Source organism: Arthrobacter sp. 10T44 (genome assembly GCF_056393885.1).
This window is the reverse complement of record NZ_JBFTGT010000001.1, coordinates 481,252-500,333: the sequence shown is the minus strand read 5'-3', so window position 1 is coordinate 500,333 and position 19,082 is coordinate 481,252. Positions and strand designations below refer to the sequence as shown.

Annotated in this window: 14 protein-coding genes; 10 read left to right on the top strand and 4 right to left on the bottom strand. The window is 67.2% G+C overall.

The features are described 5' to 3' along the window. Positions 1–26: 26 nt before the first annotated feature. Entirely contained in the window at positions 27–1,076 is a 1,050-nt protein-coding gene (rarD, locus tag AC1DBL_RS02335; protein ID WP_441416934.1) for an EamA family transporter RarD, read from the bottom strand. A 180-nt stretch (positions 1,077–1,256) separates the two neighbouring features. Here rarD and AC1DBL_RS02330 point away from each other — a divergent pair, with 180 nt between their 5' ends. Together AC1DBL_RS02330 and AC1DBL_RS02325 are read left to right on the top strand one after the other, a co-directional pair. Continuing rightward, the gene (locus tag AC1DBL_RS02330) at positions 1,257–2,717 is read left to right on the top strand and encodes an FAD-dependent oxidoreductase (protein ID WP_476925384.1); all 1,461 of its coding nucleotides are present in this window, start codon (positions 1,257–1,259) and stop codon (positions 2,715–2,717) included. A gap of 116 nt (positions 2,718–2,833) precedes the next feature. Next, a complete protein-coding gene (locus AC1DBL_RS02325; protein ID WP_476925383.1) occupies positions 2,834–4,288 on the top strand; it encodes a GAF domain-containing protein in 1,455 nt (484 codons plus the stop codon). Between the two features lie 88 nt (positions 4,289–4,376). Here AC1DBL_RS02325 and AC1DBL_RS02320 read toward each other — a convergent pair whose 3' ends face one another. Further along, positions 4,377–7,727 (bottom strand): lamin tail domain-containing protein, encoded by a 3,351-nt coding sequence (locus AC1DBL_RS02320; protein ID WP_476925382.1) that lies wholly within the window; start codon positions 7,725–7,727, stop codon positions 4,377–4,379. Positions 7,728–8,103: 376 nt separating this feature from the next. Here AC1DBL_RS02320 and exaC point away from each other — a divergent pair, with 376 nt between their 5' ends. The 7 genes from exaC (at position 8,104) to AC1DBL_RS02285 (ending at position 15,621) form a co-directional block, all read left to right on the top strand. Next, on the top strand, positions 8,104–9,627 hold the full coding sequence (gene exaC / locus AC1DBL_RS02315; RefSeq protein WP_441416939.1) for an acetaldehyde dehydrogenase ExaC: 1,524 nt from the start codon (positions 8,104–8,106) through the stop codon (positions 9,625–9,627). A gap of 87 nt (positions 9,628–9,714) precedes the next feature. Next, on the top strand, positions 9,715–10,122 hold the full coding sequence (locus AC1DBL_RS02310; protein WP_175321362.1) for a DUF779 domain-containing protein: 408 nt from the start codon (positions 9,715–9,717) through the stop codon (positions 10,120–10,122). A 175-nt stretch (positions 10,123–10,297) separates the two neighbouring features. After that, entirely contained in the window at positions 10,298–11,848 is a 1,551-nt protein-coding gene (locus AC1DBL_RS02305; RefSeq protein WP_476925381.1) for an amino acid permease, read from the top strand. 273 nt (positions 11,849–12,121) lie between these two features. Then, positions 12,122–13,108, top strand: coding sequence for an ABC transporter substrate-binding protein (locus AC1DBL_RS02300; protein ID WP_441416941.1), 987 nt, complete (start codon positions 12,122–12,124; stop codon positions 13,106–13,108). Positions 13,109–13,122: 14 nt separating this feature from the next. Continuing rightward, a complete protein-coding gene (locus AC1DBL_RS02295) occupies positions 13,123–13,965 on the top strand; it encodes an ABC transporter permease (protein WP_441416942.1) in 843 nt (280 codons plus the stop codon). After that, a complete protein-coding gene (locus AC1DBL_RS02290) occupies positions 13,962–14,735 on the top strand; it encodes an ABC transporter permease (protein ID WP_441416943.1) in 774 nt (257 codons plus the stop codon). The genes AC1DBL_RS02295 and AC1DBL_RS02290 overlap by 4 nt, the downstream gene beginning before the upstream one ends. Then, positions 14,725–15,621, top strand: a complete 897-nt coding sequence (locus AC1DBL_RS02285; protein WP_476892073.1) for an ABC transporter ATP-binding protein — start codon at positions 14,725–14,727, stop codon at positions 15,619–15,621. The genes AC1DBL_RS02290 and AC1DBL_RS02285 overlap by 11 nt, the downstream gene beginning before the upstream one ends. 85 nt (positions 15,622–15,706) lie before the next feature. Here the strand turns inward: AC1DBL_RS02285 and AC1DBL_RS02280 are convergent, their stop codons facing one another. Further along, positions 15,707–17,215, bottom strand: coding sequence for a catalase (locus AC1DBL_RS02280; RefSeq protein ID WP_476892290.1), 1,509 nt, complete (start codon positions 17,213–17,215; stop codon positions 15,707–15,709). Between the two features lie 24 nt (positions 17,216–17,239). Continuing rightward, positions 17,240–17,707 carry a Fur family transcriptional regulator gene (locus tag AC1DBL_RS02275; protein WP_476892074.1) on the bottom strand — a complete coding sequence of 156 codons (468 nt, stop codon included), beginning with the start codon at positions 17,705–17,707 and terminating at the stop codon, positions 17,240–17,242. A 79-nt stretch (positions 17,708–17,786) separates the two neighbouring features. On the opposite strand from AC1DBL_RS02275, the gene AC1DBL_RS02270 reads away from it, so the two are divergent. Then, positions 17,787–19,058, top strand: a complete 1,272-nt coding sequence (locus tag AC1DBL_RS02270) for an MFS transporter (protein ID WP_441416947.1) — start codon at positions 17,787–17,789, stop codon at positions 19,056–19,058. The last annotated feature ends 24 nt before the right edge of the window (positions 19,059–19,082 follow it).

The window sequence follows — 19,082 nt, the reverse complement described above, 5'->3', positions numbered from 1 at the left end:
GGCGCCGCCGCCTGGGCTGGTCTGCCCTAGGCGGCGGCGCGGGCCAGCCTGCGGGTGACGGAGTTCTTCCGGGCCGTCCGCAGCATGTCCGCCGTGAGCAGCAACAGCGCGAGCCAGACGACGCTGAAGCCGATCCAGCGCTCCGGGGTCATGGCCTCCTTGAACACCACCAGCGCCACGATGAACTGCAGTACCGGGGCGAAGTACTGCAGCAGCCCGATCGTGGTCATCGGCAGCCGCCGCGCGGAGGCGCCGAAGAACAGCAGCGGGACAGCGGTGATGACGCCGGACGCGGCAAGCAGCCAGAAGTGTCCGGCGCCGTTGGTGGTGAGCGAGGCGGCGCCGGTCAGGGCCAGGACGATCATGGTCACGCCGGCGATCGGCGCCAGCACGATGGTTTCCACCGACAGGCTGGTGATCGCGTCCGCCCGCGGACCCACACGTTTCTTGACGAAGCCGTAGAGGCCGAAACTGAACGCCAGGGTCAGGGCGATCCACGGGAGCTTGCCGTAGGAATATGTCAGTACGCCCACCGCGATGAAACCGACGACGACGGCGGCCCACTGCAGCGGCCGCAGTTTTTCCTTCAGGACAAAGACGCCCAGCAGCACGGACACGAGCGGGTTGATGAAGTAGCCCAGCGATGTTTCGACGGCCTGGCCGGTGGTCACGCCGTAGGTGTAGGTCAGCCAGTTGATCGCGATCAGGACGGCCGCGAGGGCCAGCGGACCGATCACGGTACGGTTCCGGAACGCGGCGCCGATCACCCGCCAGGCGCGGGTGACGGTGATCAGCAGGACGCAGAAGAGCAGGGACCAGACCACGCGGTTGGCCACGATCTCGACGGCGCTGGCCGGGTGCAGCACGAAGAAGTACAGCGGGAGCAGGCCCCATAAGCCGTAGGCGCCGATGCCGAACAGGATCCCCGCCGTCGTGTCCTTGTCCACTGCCTTGAGTCCAGGTGCCGCAGCGGGGCCAGCGGCGTCACCGGCGGCTCCGGTAGCGGGGGCAACGCCGCCCGGGGAAGTCAGGGATGCGGGAGCGGGGGATCCGTCGGAGATAGGCACAAGACCCATAACACCACCCCCGGCGCGGCTATTCCTGCCGCGGAGCCCGGCAGGGCGGCCGCGGCGTCTGCGATGTCCGTCACCTGCGTTCTCCCTCACCCGGGGACCACCCCACCGCGGGGGCATTTAGAATAGGGGACTGTGCGCTGTATCTGCCGGCGCACCCGCCAAGACTCAGAAGGGCTCCCGGTGTCCAACTCGGCCGAAACCTCGCCTGAAAGAACGACCAAACGTCCCCTCCGCGTTGCGATTGTCGGCGCCGGACCGGCCGGTGTCTACGCCGCGGACATCCTGACCAAGTCCAACGAGGTCAAGGACGGCGACTTCGAGGTCAGCATCGACCTGTTCGAGGCCTACCCGGCGCCCTACGGGCTTATCCGCTACGGCGTGGCGCCGGACCACCCGCGGATCAAGGGGATCGTGAACGCCCTGCACAGGGTGCTGGACCGCGGCGATATCCGCTTCCTCGGCAACGTCAGCTACGGCCGGGACCTGACCCTGCACGACTTCCGCGCTTTCTACGACGCCGTGATCTTCGCTACCGGCGCCATCAAGGACGCGGACCTGGACATTCCGGGAGTCGGGCTCGAAGGCTCGTTCGGCGGGGCCGACTTCGTCTCCTGGTACGACGGGCACCCGGACGTTCCCCGCGACTGGCCGCTGGAGGCCAAAGAAATCGCGGTGATCGGCAACGGCAACGTGGCCCTGGACGTCGCCCGGATGCTGGTCAAGCACGCAGATGACCTGCTGGTTACCGAGATTCCGGACAACGTCTACCAGGGGCTGAAGAACTCGCCGGTGACGGACGTGCACGTCTTCGGCCGCCGTGGACCGGCGCAGGTGAAGTTCACGCCGCTGGAGCTGCGCGAGCTCAGCCACGCGAAGGATGTGGACATCGTGCTCTACCCGGAGGACTTCGAATTCGACGAAGCCTCCGACGAGGCCATCCGCACGAACAACCAGATCAAGACCATGGTGAGCACCCTCGGCAACTGGCTCGTCGAGGAGCACGCCGAGGCCGAGGAACCGTCCTCCCGCCGGCTGCACCTGCACTTCCTGCACAATCCGGTCGAGATCCTCGGCGAAAAAACAGGCGACGCTGCGCATCCCGGCAAGGTGACGGGCATCAAGTTCGAGCGCATGCGGCTGGACGGCACAGGCAACGTCAAGGGCACCGGCGAGTTCGTCGATTACCCGGTCCAGGCCGTCTACCGCGCCATCGGGTACCACGGCTCCCAGCTCGACGAGCTGGAGTACGACGCGCGGCGCGGCGTCATCCCCAACGAAGGCGGCCGCGTGCTCGGCGCCGACGGCAAGCCCGTGCCCGGCATCTACGCCACGGGTTGGATCAAGCGCGGCCCGGTCGGCCTGATCGGCCACACCAAGGGAGATGCGCTGGAGACCATCGGCTTCCTGCTCGAGGACCGGCTCACCCTTCCGCCGGCCCAGAACCCGGATCCGCAGGCCATCATCGACCTGCTCGAAGAGCGCGGCATCCAGTACACCACCTGGGAAGGCTGGAACAAGCTGGACGCCCACGAGCTGGCCCTCGGCGCGGCGTGGACCGCTTCCCATCCGGACGACGGCGTGGTGCGCGAACGCATCAAGGTCGTGCCGCGGGAAGAGATGATCCGGATTTCCCGGGACTGAACGGCGCTGGCCGACCCTCTGGCGGGGGTCCGGAACTCACCGTACACTCGATGAAACGACGCTGCCTCCGGCATGCCGTCGCGCGCTGAAGAGTGTGCCAGCCAGGTGGGAGTTCAATGAGGAATCCGGTCGAGCAGACGGCCCCGCGCGGCTCCGGCCACGGCCTGAGCCCGGAGCTGCGCCAGCAGTATGCCTACGCGGGGCACGAGCAACTGGACTCCATGGGCCTGGGCGGTGAGCAGCCGCCCGGGCTCCGCAGCCTGATCCGGGAATCCTGGCAGCGCTCCGCGCAACTGCACGCCAACCCGGACAACCCCGAAGCCCCGCTGGCCATGGACCGCGAGGAACTCGAGGAATACCGCCGGCAGCACCCGCTGGCCGCGATCATGCCCGTGATCCACAAACTGCTGGTCCTGCCCAGCCACGACAGCGGCATGCTGGTGGCCGTCGGGGACGAGGTGGGCCGGCTGCTCTGGGTCGAAGGGGACCCCGCCATGCAGCGCCGCGCCGAGGGGATGATGTTCGTCCCCGGCGCAGACTGGTCCGAGGCCACCGTGGGCACCAGCGCCCCCGGCACCGCGCTCGCCCTTGGTCGCGGCATCCAGATCGCCGGCGCCGAACACTACAAACGCTCCGTCCACCCCTGGAGCTGCACGGCCGTGCCGTTCCACGACCCGGATTCCGGGGCCCTGCTGGGCGTCGTCGACATCACCGGCACCGAATCCGCCGTCGCGCCGCACACCCTGTCCCTCGTCGAGGCGACCGTCGCCGCCGCGCAGGCGCACCTGCGGGTGGAGCGCCTCCAGCTTGCCGCCGCCCGGCAGGCCGCCCCGGTTCGACGCCGGCAGACCGCCGCCCGGCAGGCCGCCCCGGTTCGACGCCGGCAGACCGCCGCCGCGTCTCGCGCCGGGTCCGACGCCGCGTCCGGCGGAGCGCGGCCCGCCCGGGCGGGCTCCAGGGCGCCCGGCAGCCTGTACCGCAACAGCCTGCAGATGCTCGGCCGCGACCAGGCCGTATTGAGCATCGACGGCCGCACCGTCACGCTTTCGGCCCGGCACAGCGAAATCCTCACCCTGCTGAGCACGCATCCGGAAGGCCTCAACGCCGAGGAGCTGAGCTCGCTGCTCTACCCGCGCGACGGCTCCACCATGACGTTGCGCGCCGAGATGGTGCGGCTGCGCAAGGTCCTGCAGCAGCTCAATCCGGACGCCGTCCCGGAGTCCAGGCCGTACCGCCTCCCGGTGGACCTCGTGCCGGACTCCGGCCAGGTCCTCAGCTGCCTGCAGCGCGGCGCGCACCGGATCGCGCTGGAAATCTACCGCGGCGCGGTCCTGCCGCGCTCCGAGGCGCCGGGGATCACCGAGCTCCGCAGCCGCGTCTCGTCCCTGCTGCGCGAGGCCGTACTGACCGACGGCAGCGCCGAATCGCTGCTGAAATATGCCGAACTGCCGGAAGCGCGGGACGACGTCGAGGTCCGCACCGCCGCGCTGAAGCTGCTGCCGCCGCGCTCGCCCAGACGCGCCGCCGTCGTCGCGGACCTGGAGCGGCTCGAAGCCGAATTCGGCGCCTGAGCAGGACGCGCTCTCGGCGCTGCATGGCGCACAAAGAAGTCCCCGCCGGCGTCGTCTGCGCCGGCGGGGACTTCTTTGCCGAGTATCGCTAGTTGGTGCGCCCGGCCCAGAGGTCGTCGAAGCTGACGGTCAACGGGGTCGGCGTTCCGGTGGTGCTGAGGTAGCTGTAGATGCCGATTCCACCGGCGCTCTGCAGCGTGGCCGTGCTGTCGGTTGTGCTCAGTTGCCAGTTCGCCGGTTCCGCGGTGCCCACCTTCCAGACCTTCGCCCGGATGGTGGTCGGTGCGGTTCCGGTAACCTGCAGCCGGAACTGAAGCCGGTCCCCGGTATTGAAGGTCAGTCCGGACACTGTCGCGGCACTCATGTTCGTATTCGTGCTGCGGGTCAGGTGCAGGCTCACCGCGCCGGCGGAATTAACCACCACCCGTGCACCGTAGGTATCCGCACCCACCCGGCGGCCGATCAGGCCGGTGTAGATGCTGCTGGCGGTCGGCCGGTTGAAGCCGATCGTTGCCCGCACCTCCGTGTCGGTGGAGGAGACACCGTCAAGGTAGGCGTAGCGGTTGGCGGCAGCGGGGCTGGCAATCGTGGCCGCACTGCCGTTGACGGCGAAGTTCGAGGCTGTCCCGGACAATGTCCAGGGCCCGCCCGTTTCCGCCGTCCCCAGACCGCCGGTGACCGTGCGGGTRAACGTGTCCTGAGCCAGGACACTGCCCGCCGGCGGCGCGGCAACRCTTACCGAATGGCTGACCGTACCCTTGGCGCCGCCGTTATCCGTYACGGTCAGGGTGACCGTATACGTCCCCTCGGCAGCGTAGGTGTGGCTCGCCGTCACCCCGGTCCCGGTCCCGCCGTCACCGAAGTCCCAGGCGTACGAGGCGATCGTGCCGTCCGAGTCCGTTGAACCGGCCCCGTTCACGTTCGCCGTCAACCCGCTCACCCCACTCGTGAACGCCGCAACAGGCGCCACATTCGACGGCGGAGTCCCCTTCGTGTTTGCCAGTCCCGGTGTGCCGCCGGTGGTGGACACCGCGGTCCAGTTCGACGCAACGGAGTTGTCCGCCGTCGGCGAGGTCAGCTCCAGCGAAGGGCCGGTGCCGTCTGCCGCAGTCGGCCACGGCGCCGCGTTCGAGTAGGTGACGGAGTCCACCACCCGGCTGCCGTCGCGCAGCACTATGGCTTCGCCGGCGTCGTCGAGAGTGCCCGTGAACGTGCCGCCCACAAAGCGGTTCGCCCCGGTGTAGGCGAGGCGGAACGCCTTGTCATTCGCCACGAACACCACGCGTCCGCCGGCCGGGATCACCGTGCCGGGCTGGATCTTCAGGCCGACCGCATCGATCGTCCAGCCCGAGATATCCACGGCCGTGCTGCCGGGGTTCGCCAGCTCGATGTACTCCCCACCGCTTCCGGCCGGGTGGTACTGGATCTCATTGACCACCACATTCGCGTCGGCCGCTTGTGTGGTGGGCACCGGCAGTCCCGGGCCCGTGTTGCCGTTGATCGTGTTGCGGCGATCCGCCAGGCCGGCCAGGAACGCGGTCCGCGCCGACGCCGGCGTGTACCCGCCCCACTTAGCGCGGTCCAGGTTCCAGTCCGGCGTGGTCTGGGCCGATATCGCGTCCCACTGCGCCTCGTACTGCCCGGCCGGAAGGAACTGGTCGGCCAGGGTACGCAGCCGCCGGTAGAACATTTCCTTGATCTCCGGGTAGCTCAGCATGGCCTGCGTGAAATTGTTGGAGGTGTCCGGGGTCAGGAAGAGGCCCTTGCCGTCCGAGGAGGGAGTGGTGAAGATCCAGTTCAGGTCCCACTGCCACATCTCCCACCGGCCGGTCCCGTCGGTGTCGCGGGCCAGCCACCAGTTGTACCAGCCGCTGTCCTGGTGCCGGATGATCGAGTTGATCGCCATATAGTTGACCAGCTCCGGCATGTTCACATTCTGGTAGATCCAGGCCTGCTGCGCCGCTGAGGGCGAGGCGTCGACCGAGTTGGACAGGGTCCAGACGTCGGAGAAGTCCTCATCCTTGCGGGTCTTCTTGTCCAGCCAGCCCGAGGCCTGGAGCGCGGCCGGAGACGACGTGGCGCCCACGCTGCCGCCGTCGCCCTTGTAGATCGCCCAGTTGGACACGCCCTGGTCATCCCGCCAGCGGCCGTCCTCGGTCTCCATGATCCGGCCCAGGCTCCAGAAGGTGCCATTGCGCTGCGTACGGACCGGGACGATGTTCAGGGCCCGGTCGCCACCGGCCTTCACGGTCGCCCAGCCGACGTCGGCGAAGTTGTCCGCGTAGTTCTGGAGCGCAAATTCGTCCAGCGGATAGGGCAGCTTGCCGCCAAGATCGAAGATGTAACCCTTGGGCAGCTCGACCTTCCAGCTCACCTTCGCATTGCTCCGGGAGGTGTTGCCGCGCACGTTCATCAGGGCGCCGTCGATGACCTGGCCGTTGTAGGCCCAGACCGCCGCGCCCTGGTAGTCGTCGTAGCGGTGGTTGGCCAGAATGTCGTTGTACACGGCGTCATCCATGAACCACTCGATGACAGGAAGCGAGCTGCTGACCGCGGAGTTCAGGACCACCACGCCGCGGTAGCGCACCGAGTCACCGGCCGCAGGTTCCGAGTAGCCGGTACCGCCCGCGGAGGCATCGACCCGGTAGCGGATCAGGTTGCCCGCGCTCTGACCCGGGATGGTTCCGGAATACACGCCGTCGCCTGCCCCGCCGGGGCTGGCCGCATCATCTACGAACGGAACCACGACGTCGGCGCCGAACATCACCTTGTAGGTGAGCTGAGCTGTGGAGCCGGTCCGGAGCCGGGCCGTAACGGCCACCGGCTGACCGGCGGCCGGCCGCGCCGGGGTCGCCTTCAGCTCAGCGACGACCGGCGCCGGCCCGGTCCCGTCGAGCGAGTTCTTGGCCCCGGGGGTGCCGCCCGCAGCCAGGCTCGCGCCCCAGCTGTCGGGCTGTGTGTTGTCCAAGGTCAGGTCGCGCAGTTCGAGGGTGGGGCCCGTCCCGTCAGGCGTCGATGGCCAGGGCGCGACGTCCGCGTAAGTGACGGTGTCCACGACGTTCAGCGCCGCATCGACCAGCGTGACCGCTTCGCCGCCGTTGCTGAGGTTTCCGCCGTAGACGGCGTTCGGGGCGAACCCGTATGTGGTCTGGAACTGGGCGGCATCCTTCGCCACCACAAAGTAGCCGTTGGCGGGAACCACGGTGCCCGCAGCGAAGACGGCCGTGACGCCGGCGGTGAAGGACCATCCCGAGATGTCCAGCGGAGCGCCTGATGTGTTGGTCAGTTCCAGGAAGTCGTCGGTATCCAGATCCGATCCGGAATGGTAGTTGAGTTCTGAGATCACCATCCCGCCCGACGTCGCCGCACTCGCCGGGACAGCCTGCGAGACCACGAAGGTGCTGGCCATCGCCGAAGCCAATGCAATGGCCGACGCCATCCGCCAGCCTCTTCCTCCTGCTTTTGTTGCCGTTTTTACCACCATGCCAAGAGCCCCCTCAATGAAGGTGTGAGCGCCGTTGGTGAGCAGCTGGACGCCCACGCCGCAACAGCCTGCGGCGTCACGCTGAGTATCGGAGGGGGCTCCGGCGGTGTCCATAGGTATTGCGGGGTGGAGGTAAGTACCAGAACACGGGCCCTATTGCCTGGATGGTGGCCGCGTTCCTGAACGAGCCCAGCGCAATGAGAGTCCGCGTGATCCGGCTCACATGGTTGCAACCTGCTCGCAACCTCCCGGCTCCTAGGCTGGTGCCAGCGGCGGCCGCAGAGATCCTGGCCGCTTCCGCCACCAATCTTGCACAGCAAAGGAGCTAGCAATGACTGTCTACGCACAGCCCGGTACCGAGGGCTCGAAGGTCACCTTCAAGGACCGCTACGAGAACTGGATCGGCGGCGAATGGGTTGCCCCGGTCAAGGGCCAGTACTTCGAGAACATCACCCCGGTGACAGGCAAGGCCTTCTGCGAGGTCGCCCGCGGCACCGCCGAGGACATCGAGCTGGCCCTGGACGCCGCGCACAAGGTCGCCCCGTCGTGGGGGAAGACCTCCGTCGCCGAGCGCGCGGCCATCCTGAACAAGATTGCCGACCGGATCGACGAGAACACCGAGATGCTCGCCGTCGCCGAGTCCTGGGACAACGGCAAGCCGATCCGCGAAACCCTCAACGCCGACATCCCGCTCGCCGCGGACCACTTCCGCTACTTCGCCTCCGCCGTCCGCGCCCAGGAGGGCCGGCTGTCCCAGCTCGACGACGACACCACCGCCTACCACTACCACGAGCCGCTCGGCGTCGTCGGCCAGATCATCCCGTGGAACTTCCCGATCCTGATGGCCGTCTGGAAGCTGGCCCCCGCACTCGCCGCCGGCAACGCCGTCGTCCTCAAGCCGGCCGAGCAGACCCCGTCCTCGATCCTGGTGCTGATGGAGCTGATCAGCGACCTGCTGCCGGCGGGCGTCATCAACGTCGTCAACGGCTTCGGCGTCGAAGCCGGCAAGCCGCTCGCCTCCAGCCCGCGAATCCGCAAGATCGCCTTCACCGGCGAGACCACCACCGGCCGCCTGATCAGCCAGTACGCGTCCCAGAACCTGATCCCGGTCACCCTGGAGCTCGGCGGCAAGAGCCCCAACATCTTCTTCAACGACGTCGCGGATAACAACGACGCCTTCTACGACAAGGCTCTTGAGGGCTTCACGCTCTTCGCCTTCAACCAGGGCGAGGTCTGCACCTGCCCCTCCCGCGCCCTGGTCCAGGAAGGCATCTACGACTCCTTCATGGCCGACGCGCTGGCCCGCACCCAGAAGATCATCCAGGGCAACCCGCTGGACACCGACACGCAGCTCGGCGCGCAGGCCTCCAACGACCAGCTCGAGAAGATCCTCTCCTACATCGACATCGGAAAGCAGGAGGGCGCCAAAGCGCTTACCGGCGGCGCCCGCGCCGAACTGTCCGGCGACCTCGCCGGCGGCTACTACGTCCAGCCCACCATCTTCGAGGGACACAACAAGATGCGGATCTTCCAGGAGGAGATCTTCGGGCCGGTGGTTTCGGTGACCCGCTTCAGCGACTACAACGACGCCATGGGCATCGCCAACGACACCCTTTACGGCCTGGGCGCCGGCGTCTGGTCCCGCAACGGCAACGTCGCTTACCGCGCCGGCCGCGAAATCCAGGCGGGCCGGGTGTGGGTCAACAACTACCACGCCTACCCGGCCGGCGCCGCGTTCGGCGGGTACAAGTCCTCCGGCATCGGCCGCGAGAACCACGCCATGATGCTGGACCACTACCAGCAGACCAAGAACCTGCTGGTCAGCTACAACGAGAACAAGCTCGGCTTCTTCTAAGCCGTTGCGGCGGGGCGGACCGGACCGGTCCGCCCCGCCTTCCCGTCCCGCCCGTGACAGCCGTCCCTACTTGCAGGAGAAGCTCCGATGACCCAGACCAGGCTCGACGCCGCCGTGACACAGGCCGGCGAGGACTTTTCCCGCGTGGCGCTCACCCCCGAAGCCGTTGAGCTGCTGCGCAAGCTCTGGCTCCAGCACGGCCCGCTCATGTTCCACCAGTCCGGCGGCTGCTGCGACGGCTCCTCGCCCATGTGCTACCCGGCGGGGGAGTTCCTCACCGGAGACTCCGATGTGCTGCTGGGCCTGTTCGACATCTCGGACGGCCTGCAGCCGCAGCCGCTGGAATTCTGGATGTCCAAGGAGCAGTTCAACTACTGGAGCCACACCCACTTGACGGTCGACGTCGTCCCCGGCCGCGGCAGCGGCTTCTCCGTCGAGGCTCCCGAGGGCAAGCGCTTCCTGATCCGCTCGACGCTGATGGACTGGCCCGCCTGAGCCACTGAAGCCCTAGGCGCGAACGTTCACTTGGGGGCCCCGCGGCCGGGGCCCCCAAGGGTATGTTCGCGCTCTTTTGCGTCTCACGATGTGGGATAAAAGCGGCCGTCCAGTGGATGGACACTACTATTAATAGGTCTGTTTCCAACCAGCTACCGAGATTTTGGACTTTCCTATGAACCTTTTCCGGACCAAATCCATCGAGCAGTCGATCGCCGACGCCGATGAGCCCGGACGCAAGCTGAAACGCTCGCTCAGCACCTGGGACCTGATGATCATGGGCGTCGCCGTTGCGGTCGGCGCAGGCATTTTCTCGGTCGGGGCCAAGGCTGCCGCCAACTTCGCCGGCCCCGCCGTCACCATCTCGTTCGCCATCGCAGCCGTCACCTGCGCCCTGGCGATCATGTGCTATGCCGAATTCGCCACCGCCATCCCGGTGGCCGGCTCAGCCTATGTCTTCACCTACGCCACCATGGGGGAGGTGCTCGCTTGGATCATCGGTTGGAACCTCATCCTCGAGCTCTTCACCGCCGCCGCCGTGATCGCCAAATACTGGGGCATCTACCTCAGCAAAGTGTTCGCGCTGATGGGACTGGACGTCCCGCCGTCGATCTCCGTGGCCGGCGTCGACCTCTTCTGGGGCGCCTTCCTGATTGTTGCCGTGTTCACCGTGCTGCTGGTGCTGGGGACAAAGCTGTCCGCCCGTGTCGGCAACGTGTTCACGCTGATCAAGATCGCCGTCGTGCTTTTCGTCATCGTCGTCGGCTTCAGCTACGTGAAGTTTGAGAACTACGCCCCGTTCGTCCCTGCCTCCGAACCCACCGGCGGTACCGGCGCCACGGACGTGCTCAAGCAGTCCTTCTTCGGCTTCCTCACCGGCGCGGCCCCGGCCCAGTACGGCACGCTCGGCATCTTCGCCGGCGCCGCCCTGGTGTTCTTCGCCTTCATTGGTTTCGACGTCGTCGCCACCTCCGCCGAGGAGGTCAAGAACCCGCAGAAGACGCTGCCCCGCGGCATCTTCGGCGGCCTGGCGATCGTCACCGTGCTCTACATCCTGGTCTCGCTGGCCCTGACCGGCATGGTGTCCTACACCAAGCTGGCCGAGGCGAAGAACCCGACGCTGACCACTGCCTTCGAGGCCGTGGGGAACACCGACGCCGCAAAGGTCATCGCCTTCGGCTCCCTCGTGGGCCTCACCACGGTGATCATGGTGCTGCTGATGGGCCTCTCACGTGTGGTCCTGGCCATGAGCCGCGACGGCCTGCTGCCGCGCTCGCTCTCCAAGACCGGCACCATCCGGGCGACCCCCGCACGCCTGCAGATCATCTGCGGCACGGCCGTGGCGGTCGTGGCCGGACTGACCAACGTGGACCTGCTCGAGGAAATGATCAACATCGGCACGCTCTCCGCGTTCGTGATGGTCAGCCTCGGCATCCTGGTGCTGCGCCGGAAGCGGCCGGACCTTAAGCCGGCCTTCCGCGTGCCGTTCGGCAAGGTGCTCCCGGTCGTCTCGGCCGTCCTGTGCCTGTACCTGATGACGAACCTGGCGGTGGAGACCTGGATCTTCTTCGCGATCTGGCTGGTCATCGGCATCGCGATCTACTTCGCCTACGGCCAGCGCCACTCCCGGCTCAACGAGAAGTTCGCCGAGGCAAGGGCCGCCGTCAACGGCCCGGCCGCCGAGCCGGCGGCGGACGAGGATGCGGAGTCGCTCACCCGCTCGTAGCTGCAACGCTGCACTTCAACGCGGTTAGTCAACGCGGGGTCACTACGGCCCGTCCGGCCTGTCCGGACGGGCGTAGGGGCCCCGCGTTGCTGCGTTGCGGGAGGTATTGCCGCGGCCTCTTCCGCGCTCGTCTCGGAGCTGTAACAATGCGCCTAATGTGCTTGACCTCACAGTACCCTTAGGTCAGACTTGATTTTGAACGCTTGTTCGAAGAGCGAACTTCGGGGCTTGGGGGCTTGTCACGCCCACGCCAATGCGCACATAGGAGTGAACATGAAACGTCGTATTATCGCCGTGCTGGCGGCCGCATCGGTCCTGGCCCTCTCGGCCTGCGGCAGCGGATCGCCGAGTTCCACCGGCGGGGGCAGCGCATCCGGCGGTGCCACGGGCGGCGGAAATCTGACCAAGGTCAGCGTCGGCGTCATCCCGATCGTCGACTGCGCTCCCATCTACCTGGGCAACAAGCTGGGATTCTTCAAAGACGAGGGCCTTCAGTTGGACATCCAGACGGCCACCGGCGGTGCGGCGATCGTACCCGGCGTGGTGAGCGGCAGCTTCGACTTCGCCTTCTCCAACCTGATCTCTGTCATGGTGGCGAAGGACAAGGGCCTTGACCTGAAATTCGTCGCCAACGGTGCCTCAACCACGGGCGAGAAGGGCAAGGACATCGGCGGCGTCGTCGTCCCCGCCGGGTCCAGCATCCAGTCCCCGAAGGACCTTGCGGGCAAGACCGTCTCGGTGAACAACCTCTCGAATATCGGGGACACCACCATCAAGTCGGTCGTCGAAAAGGCCGGTGGCGACCCCTCGAGCGTGAAGTTCGTGGAGGTGGCCTTCCCGGACGCCCCCGCCGCGCTGGCCAACAAGCAGGTGGACGCGGCCTGGATTTTGGAGCCCTTCCTGTCCAAGGCCGTCGCAGAGGGCGGCAAGATCATTTCCTCCAACTTCGTGGACATGAGCCCTGAGCTGGACATCGCCGGCTACTTCACCAAGGCGGACACCATCAAGGGCAAGGCCGAGCTGACCCAGAAGTTCACCCGGGCCATGAACAAGTCGCTCGAATATGCCCAGGCGCACCCGCAGGAAGTCCGCGACATCGTGGGCACCTACACCAAGATCGACGAAGCCACCCGGGCCAAGATTGTCCTGCCCCGCTACCGTGTGGAGTTCAACAAGGACGCCTTCAAGACCCTCGGTGATGCTGCCGCCAAGTACGGGACGCTGTCCAAGGCCCCGAACGCAGGCGACCTCCTCCCGTGAGTTCGGTAAGTTCCATGAGTTCCGACGCTGTGGCGTCCGGCGGTTCCGCCTCCGGCGGGAGGCGGAACCGCCGGTCCGGCCACAAACTTCCGGTGAAGCAGTTGCTCGGGGTGGTCGGGATAATTGGGTTCCTGGGAACCTGGGAGCTCATTCCGCGTCTGGGAATTATCGACGAACGTTACCTTCCGCCCGCCAGCGAGGTCATTTCCGCCCTGGCCCTCGACTTCGGCCTGACGGCGTTTTGGGTCTCGGTCGGTGAAACCATGAAGGCCTGGTTCCTGGGCCTCATCATCGCGGTTGCCCTCGCCGTGCTGCTGGGCTTCATCATCGGATCCAGCAGCTTCCTGCGCAAAGCCACCAACTCCACCGTCGAGTTCCTGCGCCCGATTCCGTCCGTGGCCCTCATCCCGCTGGCCGTGTTGCTCTTCGGCGTGAAGATCGAGTCGTCACTGATGCTGATCACCTATGCCGCCTTCTGGCAGGTCCTCATTCAGGTCCTCTACGGGGTGGCCGACGTCGACATGGTCGCCAACAACACCGCCAAGACCTACGGGCTGGGGTGGATGGCGCGGATCCGCTACGTCGTGTTCCCCACCGCGTTGCCCTACCTGATGACCGGTGTCCGGCTCGCAGCCACGGTGGCGCTGGTCCTGGCCATCACGGCGGAACTCGTGATCGGTTCGCCGGGGCTAGGCCGTGAAATCGCGCTCGCGCAATCCGGCGGCGCCATCTCGGGCATGTACGCCCTGGTGCTCGCCACCGGGCTGATCGGTGTGCTGATCAACGTCCTGATGCGCTTCATCGAAAAGAAGACCCTGTCCTGGCATTCCTCGGTCCGTTCTGAGGTGATCGTATGAAAGCACTGAAAACGGCGGCCTACCTGCTCGCGCTGCCAGTTCTGCTCGTCCTGGCCTGGTGGGCCTCCACCCTCGGAACGGTCAATTTCTTCGTCCCCACCCCGGCCGCCCTGGTCAACAAGTTCGGCGAGGTCTGGTTCGGCCCCCGCTTCTTCTCGGATGTGCTGCCCAGCATCGCCCGGCTCCTGATCGGCGTGGTCGCGGCGATCGTGATCGGCGTCGTGGGCGGGGTGCTGATCGGCTCGGTCAAATGGCTCCGGGCGTTGCTGGAACCGACGCTCGAATTCTTCCGCGCCATCCCGCCGCCCGTGCTGGTCCCGGTCCTGATCCTGCTGATGGGCATCACCGACTCGATGAAGATCGCGGTCATCATCTCCGGCTGTGTCTGGCCGGTGCTGCTGAACACCATTGAGGGCGTCCGCGCCGTGGACGGGGTCCTCTCGGATTCGGCCCACACCTACGGCATCGACGGCTGGGCCCGTGTGCGTTACCTGGTGCTGCCCTCGGCCAGCCCGCAGATCCTCGCCGGCGTGCGCCAGTCGCTGTCCCTGGGGCTGATCCTGATGGTCATCTCCGAAATGTTCGCCTCGTCCTCCGGGTTGGGCTTCACGATTGTCCAGTTCCAGCGGTCCTTCGCCATCCCCGAAATGTGGTCCGGCATCGTGGTCCTCGGACTGCTGGGCGTGGCCATGTCATTCATCTTCCAGTGGGCCGAGCGGAACATCCTGCGCTGGTACCACGGCCAGAAAGAGGTAGAAAATGCAGCCTAGTGCAGCGCAAGCGGCCCCGGAGGCGATGCTCTCCGTCCGCGGACTGAAGAAGGTCTACCAGACCGACGGCGGCGACGTCGAAGCGGTGCGGAACCTCACCTTCGATCTCCGCGCCGGTGAACTGGCCTGCCTCGTGGGCCCTTCGGGGTCCGGCAAGACCACCCTGCTCAAGTGCATCTCGGGCCTGATGACCCCCACCGAGGGGGAAGTGCTCCTGGACGGCAAGCGGGTGTCCGGGCCGCCGAAGAAGATGGCGGTGGTTTTCCAGGAATACGGACGCTCGCTGTTCCCCTGGATGCGGGTCAGGGACAACGTGGAACTGCCGCTGAAGAACCAGGGCGTGCCCAAGGCCGAACGCGACCGACTCGTCGACGAGGCCCTGGAGGCCGTGGGCCTGGCCCACGTGCCGCGCTCCTACCCTTGGCAGCTTTCCGGCGGCATGCAGCAGCGCGTGGCGATCGCCCGTGCCATCGCATACCAGCCCGAGGTCCTGCTGATGGACGAGCCGTTTGCCGCCGTCGACGCGCAGACCCGCGCGGACCTCGAGGACTTGATCCGGGTGGTCTGGAAGAAGCTCGGCGTGACCGTGCTTTTCGTGACCCACGACATCGACGAGTCGGTCTACCTCGGTGAACGGGTCATCATCCTCTCGAGCTCCCCGACCGTGGTGCAGGAGGACATCGTGATCGACCTTCCGGCCGAGCGGGACCAGCTGGAGACCCGTTCCCTGCCCCGGTTCACCGAGCTCCGCCACCACGTCTACGAGCAGATCCAGCTCGCCAAGAGGGGCCACCGCCCCGCAGCGGCGGGCGCGCCGGCAGCAGCTACCGCGGCAGCGTCGGCGCCGGCGGCCCCGGCGGCGGACCCCGGCGCCAGCGGCGCCTAGCTGTCCCGCCGGTCCGGGCGCCGGACGAAAAGAACACCCCGCCGCGGTTCTCCGCGGCGGGGTGTTCTTTCATTGCCGGGAAAGGCTAGCCGATCTTGTTGGCAGCCTCTGCGTCCGAAGTGGCAGCACCGGCGGCGGCACCCAGGTTGGCCCGAAGCTTCGCGCCGAGCTCGGCGTCGACGTTGGTCCAGTACTGGATGGCGCGCTCCTTGATGCCAGCGTCCTTGACGCCGCCCACCGCACCGGTGAGGGTGTCCAGCAGGCGGGCCTTGGCGCCGTCGTCGAACACCTCGCGGTACAGCGTGCCGGCCTGGCCGAAGTCGCCGTCCTCAGCGTGCAGGGAGTGCGCGGAGAGCGTCAGCTCGCCGTCGTTCTCCCAGCCGCCGGCCGGGTTCTGCGGTTCCACGGCGGCGGGACCGCCGAAGGAGTTCGGCGCGTACACCGGGACCGAGGGGGCGTTGAAGTGGTACCGCGCCGCGCCGTCCTGGCTGTAGTTGTTGACCTGGCTCTTGGGCAGGTTCACCGGGAGCTGGGCGTGGTTGGTGCCCACGCGGTAGCGGTGCGCGTCGGCGTAGGAGAAGATGCGGGCCTGCAGCATCTTGTCCGGGGAGGCGGCGATGCCCGGCACGAAGTTCGACGGCGCGAAGGTGGCCTGCTCGATCTGCGCGAAGTAGTTCTCCGGGTTCTTGTTCAGCTCCATGGTGCCGACCTTGACCAGCGGGTAGTCGCCGTGCGGCCATACCTTGGTGACGTCGAACGGGTTGAAGCGGTACGTCTTGGCGTCCTCGTACGGCATCACCTGGACGTGCAGGTCCCAGGAGGGGAAGTTGCCGGCGTCGATGTTCTCCTGCAGGTCGCGGATGTAGAAGTCCGCGTCCGCGCCGGCCAGCTCTTCCGCTTCGTCGCCCGTCAGGGACTTGACGCCCTGGTTGGACTTGAAGTGGTACTTGACCCAGAAGCGCTCGCCCGCTGCATTGATCCACTGGTAGGTGTGCGAGCCGTAGCCCTGCATTTCACGCCAGGAGGCCGGCAGGCCGCGGTCGCCCATGAGCCAGGTGACCTGGTGGGCGGACTCGGGGGAGAGGGTCCAGAAGTCCCACTGCATGTCGGCGTCCCGCAAGTGGGTGCCCGGGAGGCGCTTCTGCGAGTGGATGAAGTCCGGGAACTTGATGCCGTCGCGGATGAAGAACACCGGGGTGTTGTTGCCGACGAGGTCGTAGTTGCCCTCGGTGGTGTAGAACTTCACGGCGAAGCCGCGCGGGTCGCGGAGTGTGTCGGCGGAGCCTGCCTCGCCGGCGACGGAGGAGAAACGGATGAGCATGTCCGTCTCGGCGCCCGGCTGGAACAGCGCGGCCTTGGTGTACTGGGAGACATCCCCCGTGGTCGTGAACGTGCCGAAGGCGCCGCCGCCCTTGGCGTGCACGACACGCTCCGGCACGCGCTCGCGGTTGAACTGGGCGAGCTTCTCCACCAGGTAGTGGTCGGTCAGGATAATCGCGCCGTCAGCACCGACGGACTGCGAGTGGGCGTCGGAAGTGACGGGGGCACCGGACTGTGTCGTGGACACTGCGGGCGCAGAGATGTTCTGAGTCATCATTCTCCTATTTCTGTTTCTAACTTAGTTACGGTCGGCGGGGAGTTTTTGGGTGCGCTGGCAGTCCTCGCAGATGCCCTGGTACAGGACGTCCGCGATCTGGATGGTCATGGGCTTCGAGCCCGACTCCCAGTGCGGGGTGAGGCACGGCGCGTGGCCGACGGCGCATTCAACGTCCTCCACACGGCCGCAGCTGATGCAGACGGCGTGGTGGTGGTTGTCCCCCACACGCGTCTCATACAGCGCGGGCGAGTGCGGGGGTTCGAAGCGGCGCAGCATCTGCAGCTCGGTCAGGTCGCCGAGGACCACGTAGACGGACTGCGCCGTAAGTTCGGGCAGCTCCTCGCGGGCTGCGGCAAGGATGCTCTCCGCCGGCGAATGCGGGTGGCGTTCGACGGCGGCCAGCACGGCCAGCCGCTGCTTAGTGACCCGGCGGCCGTGGGCATGCAGGGCGGCGGTCCATGCCTCGCTGCCGCCCACCGAATCCGTCATGGCCCCATTCAAGCACTTATTTTGAGCTGGTCACAATAAGGTTCGGCTTATTTCCTTTGTGGCCCACTAGAGTTGCCGGGTGGGGAAATTCCTGGCGGACATCACGCCGTTACGCGAAAGCCCGGCCTTCCGCCGTCTGTGGCTGGGATCCGCCGCCTCGGCGTTGGGCAGCCAACTCACCCTCGTGGCCGTGAGCCTCGAGGTCTACCGGCTCACCCAGGACAGCCTGTACGTGGGGCTGCTGAGCATTTTTGCCCTGGTCCCGCTGGTGTTCGGCGGCCTCCTCGGCGGCTCCATCGCGGATGCCCACGACCGCCGCAAGGTCGCGCTGCTCGCCTCCGCGGTGCTGTGGCTGACTACGGTCGGCCTGGCGCTGCAGGCGTGGCTGCACTTGGGCAACGTCTGGCTGCTGTACCTGCTCGTCGCGGTGCAGAGCGGCGCGCAGGCCATCAACCAGCCGGCCCGCAGCGCCATCATCCCGGTCCTGGTCCGGAAAGAGCTCCTGCCCGCGGCGAATGCCCTGAGCATGATGATCTTCGGCCTGACCATGACCGCCGGTCCGCTGCTGGCCGGCGTGCTGGTGGCCACGGTCGGCTTCGCCTGGACCTACACGATCGATGTGGCCAGCTTCGCGTTTGTCGTCTGGGCCCTGCTGAAGCTGCCGCCCATGCCGCCAGGGCATGAGTCGCACCGGGCCGGCCTGCGCTCCGTCGTCGAGGGCTTCCGCTTCCTCGGCACGCGGCCGAACCTGCGTATGACCTTCGTGATCGACCTCGTGGCCATGATCCTGGCGCAACCGCGGGCGCTGCTGCCGGCCATCGCCGCACTCATGATCGGTGGCGGCGAAGCCACGGTCGGCGTGCTGCTGGCCTCAACTGCCGTCGGCGCGTTCCTGGCCGGGCTCTTCTCCGGCCCGCTCGGTGCGGTCCGGGCGCAGGGCACGGCGGTGGTCTGGTCTGTCATGGGCTGGGGCGCCTCCATCGCGGGGCTGGGCCTCGTCGTCGTGCTCGCCGGCCGGTCCGGCGCCGCGGGCGTGACCCCCTGGCTGGTGCCTGCCGCCGTGTGCTGCGCGCTCGCCGGTATCGCCGACTCCGTCAGCGCGGTCTTCCGCACCACCATCCTGCAATCGGCCACCCCGGACCACCTGCGCGGCCGGCTGCAGGGCGTCTTCGTGGTCGTCGTCGCGGGCGGCCCCCGGGTGGGGGACATGCTGGCCGGCGGCGCGACTAAGCTGCTCAGTGAAGGCTGGGTTCTGCTCGCCGGCGGGGTGCTGTGCGCGGTGGTGGCCTGGCTCGTGGCGCGCTGGCAGTCCGGGTTCCTGAAGTACGACGCGCGGAACCCGGTTCCCTAGCGGTTCGTTTCTTAGATGGGTGAC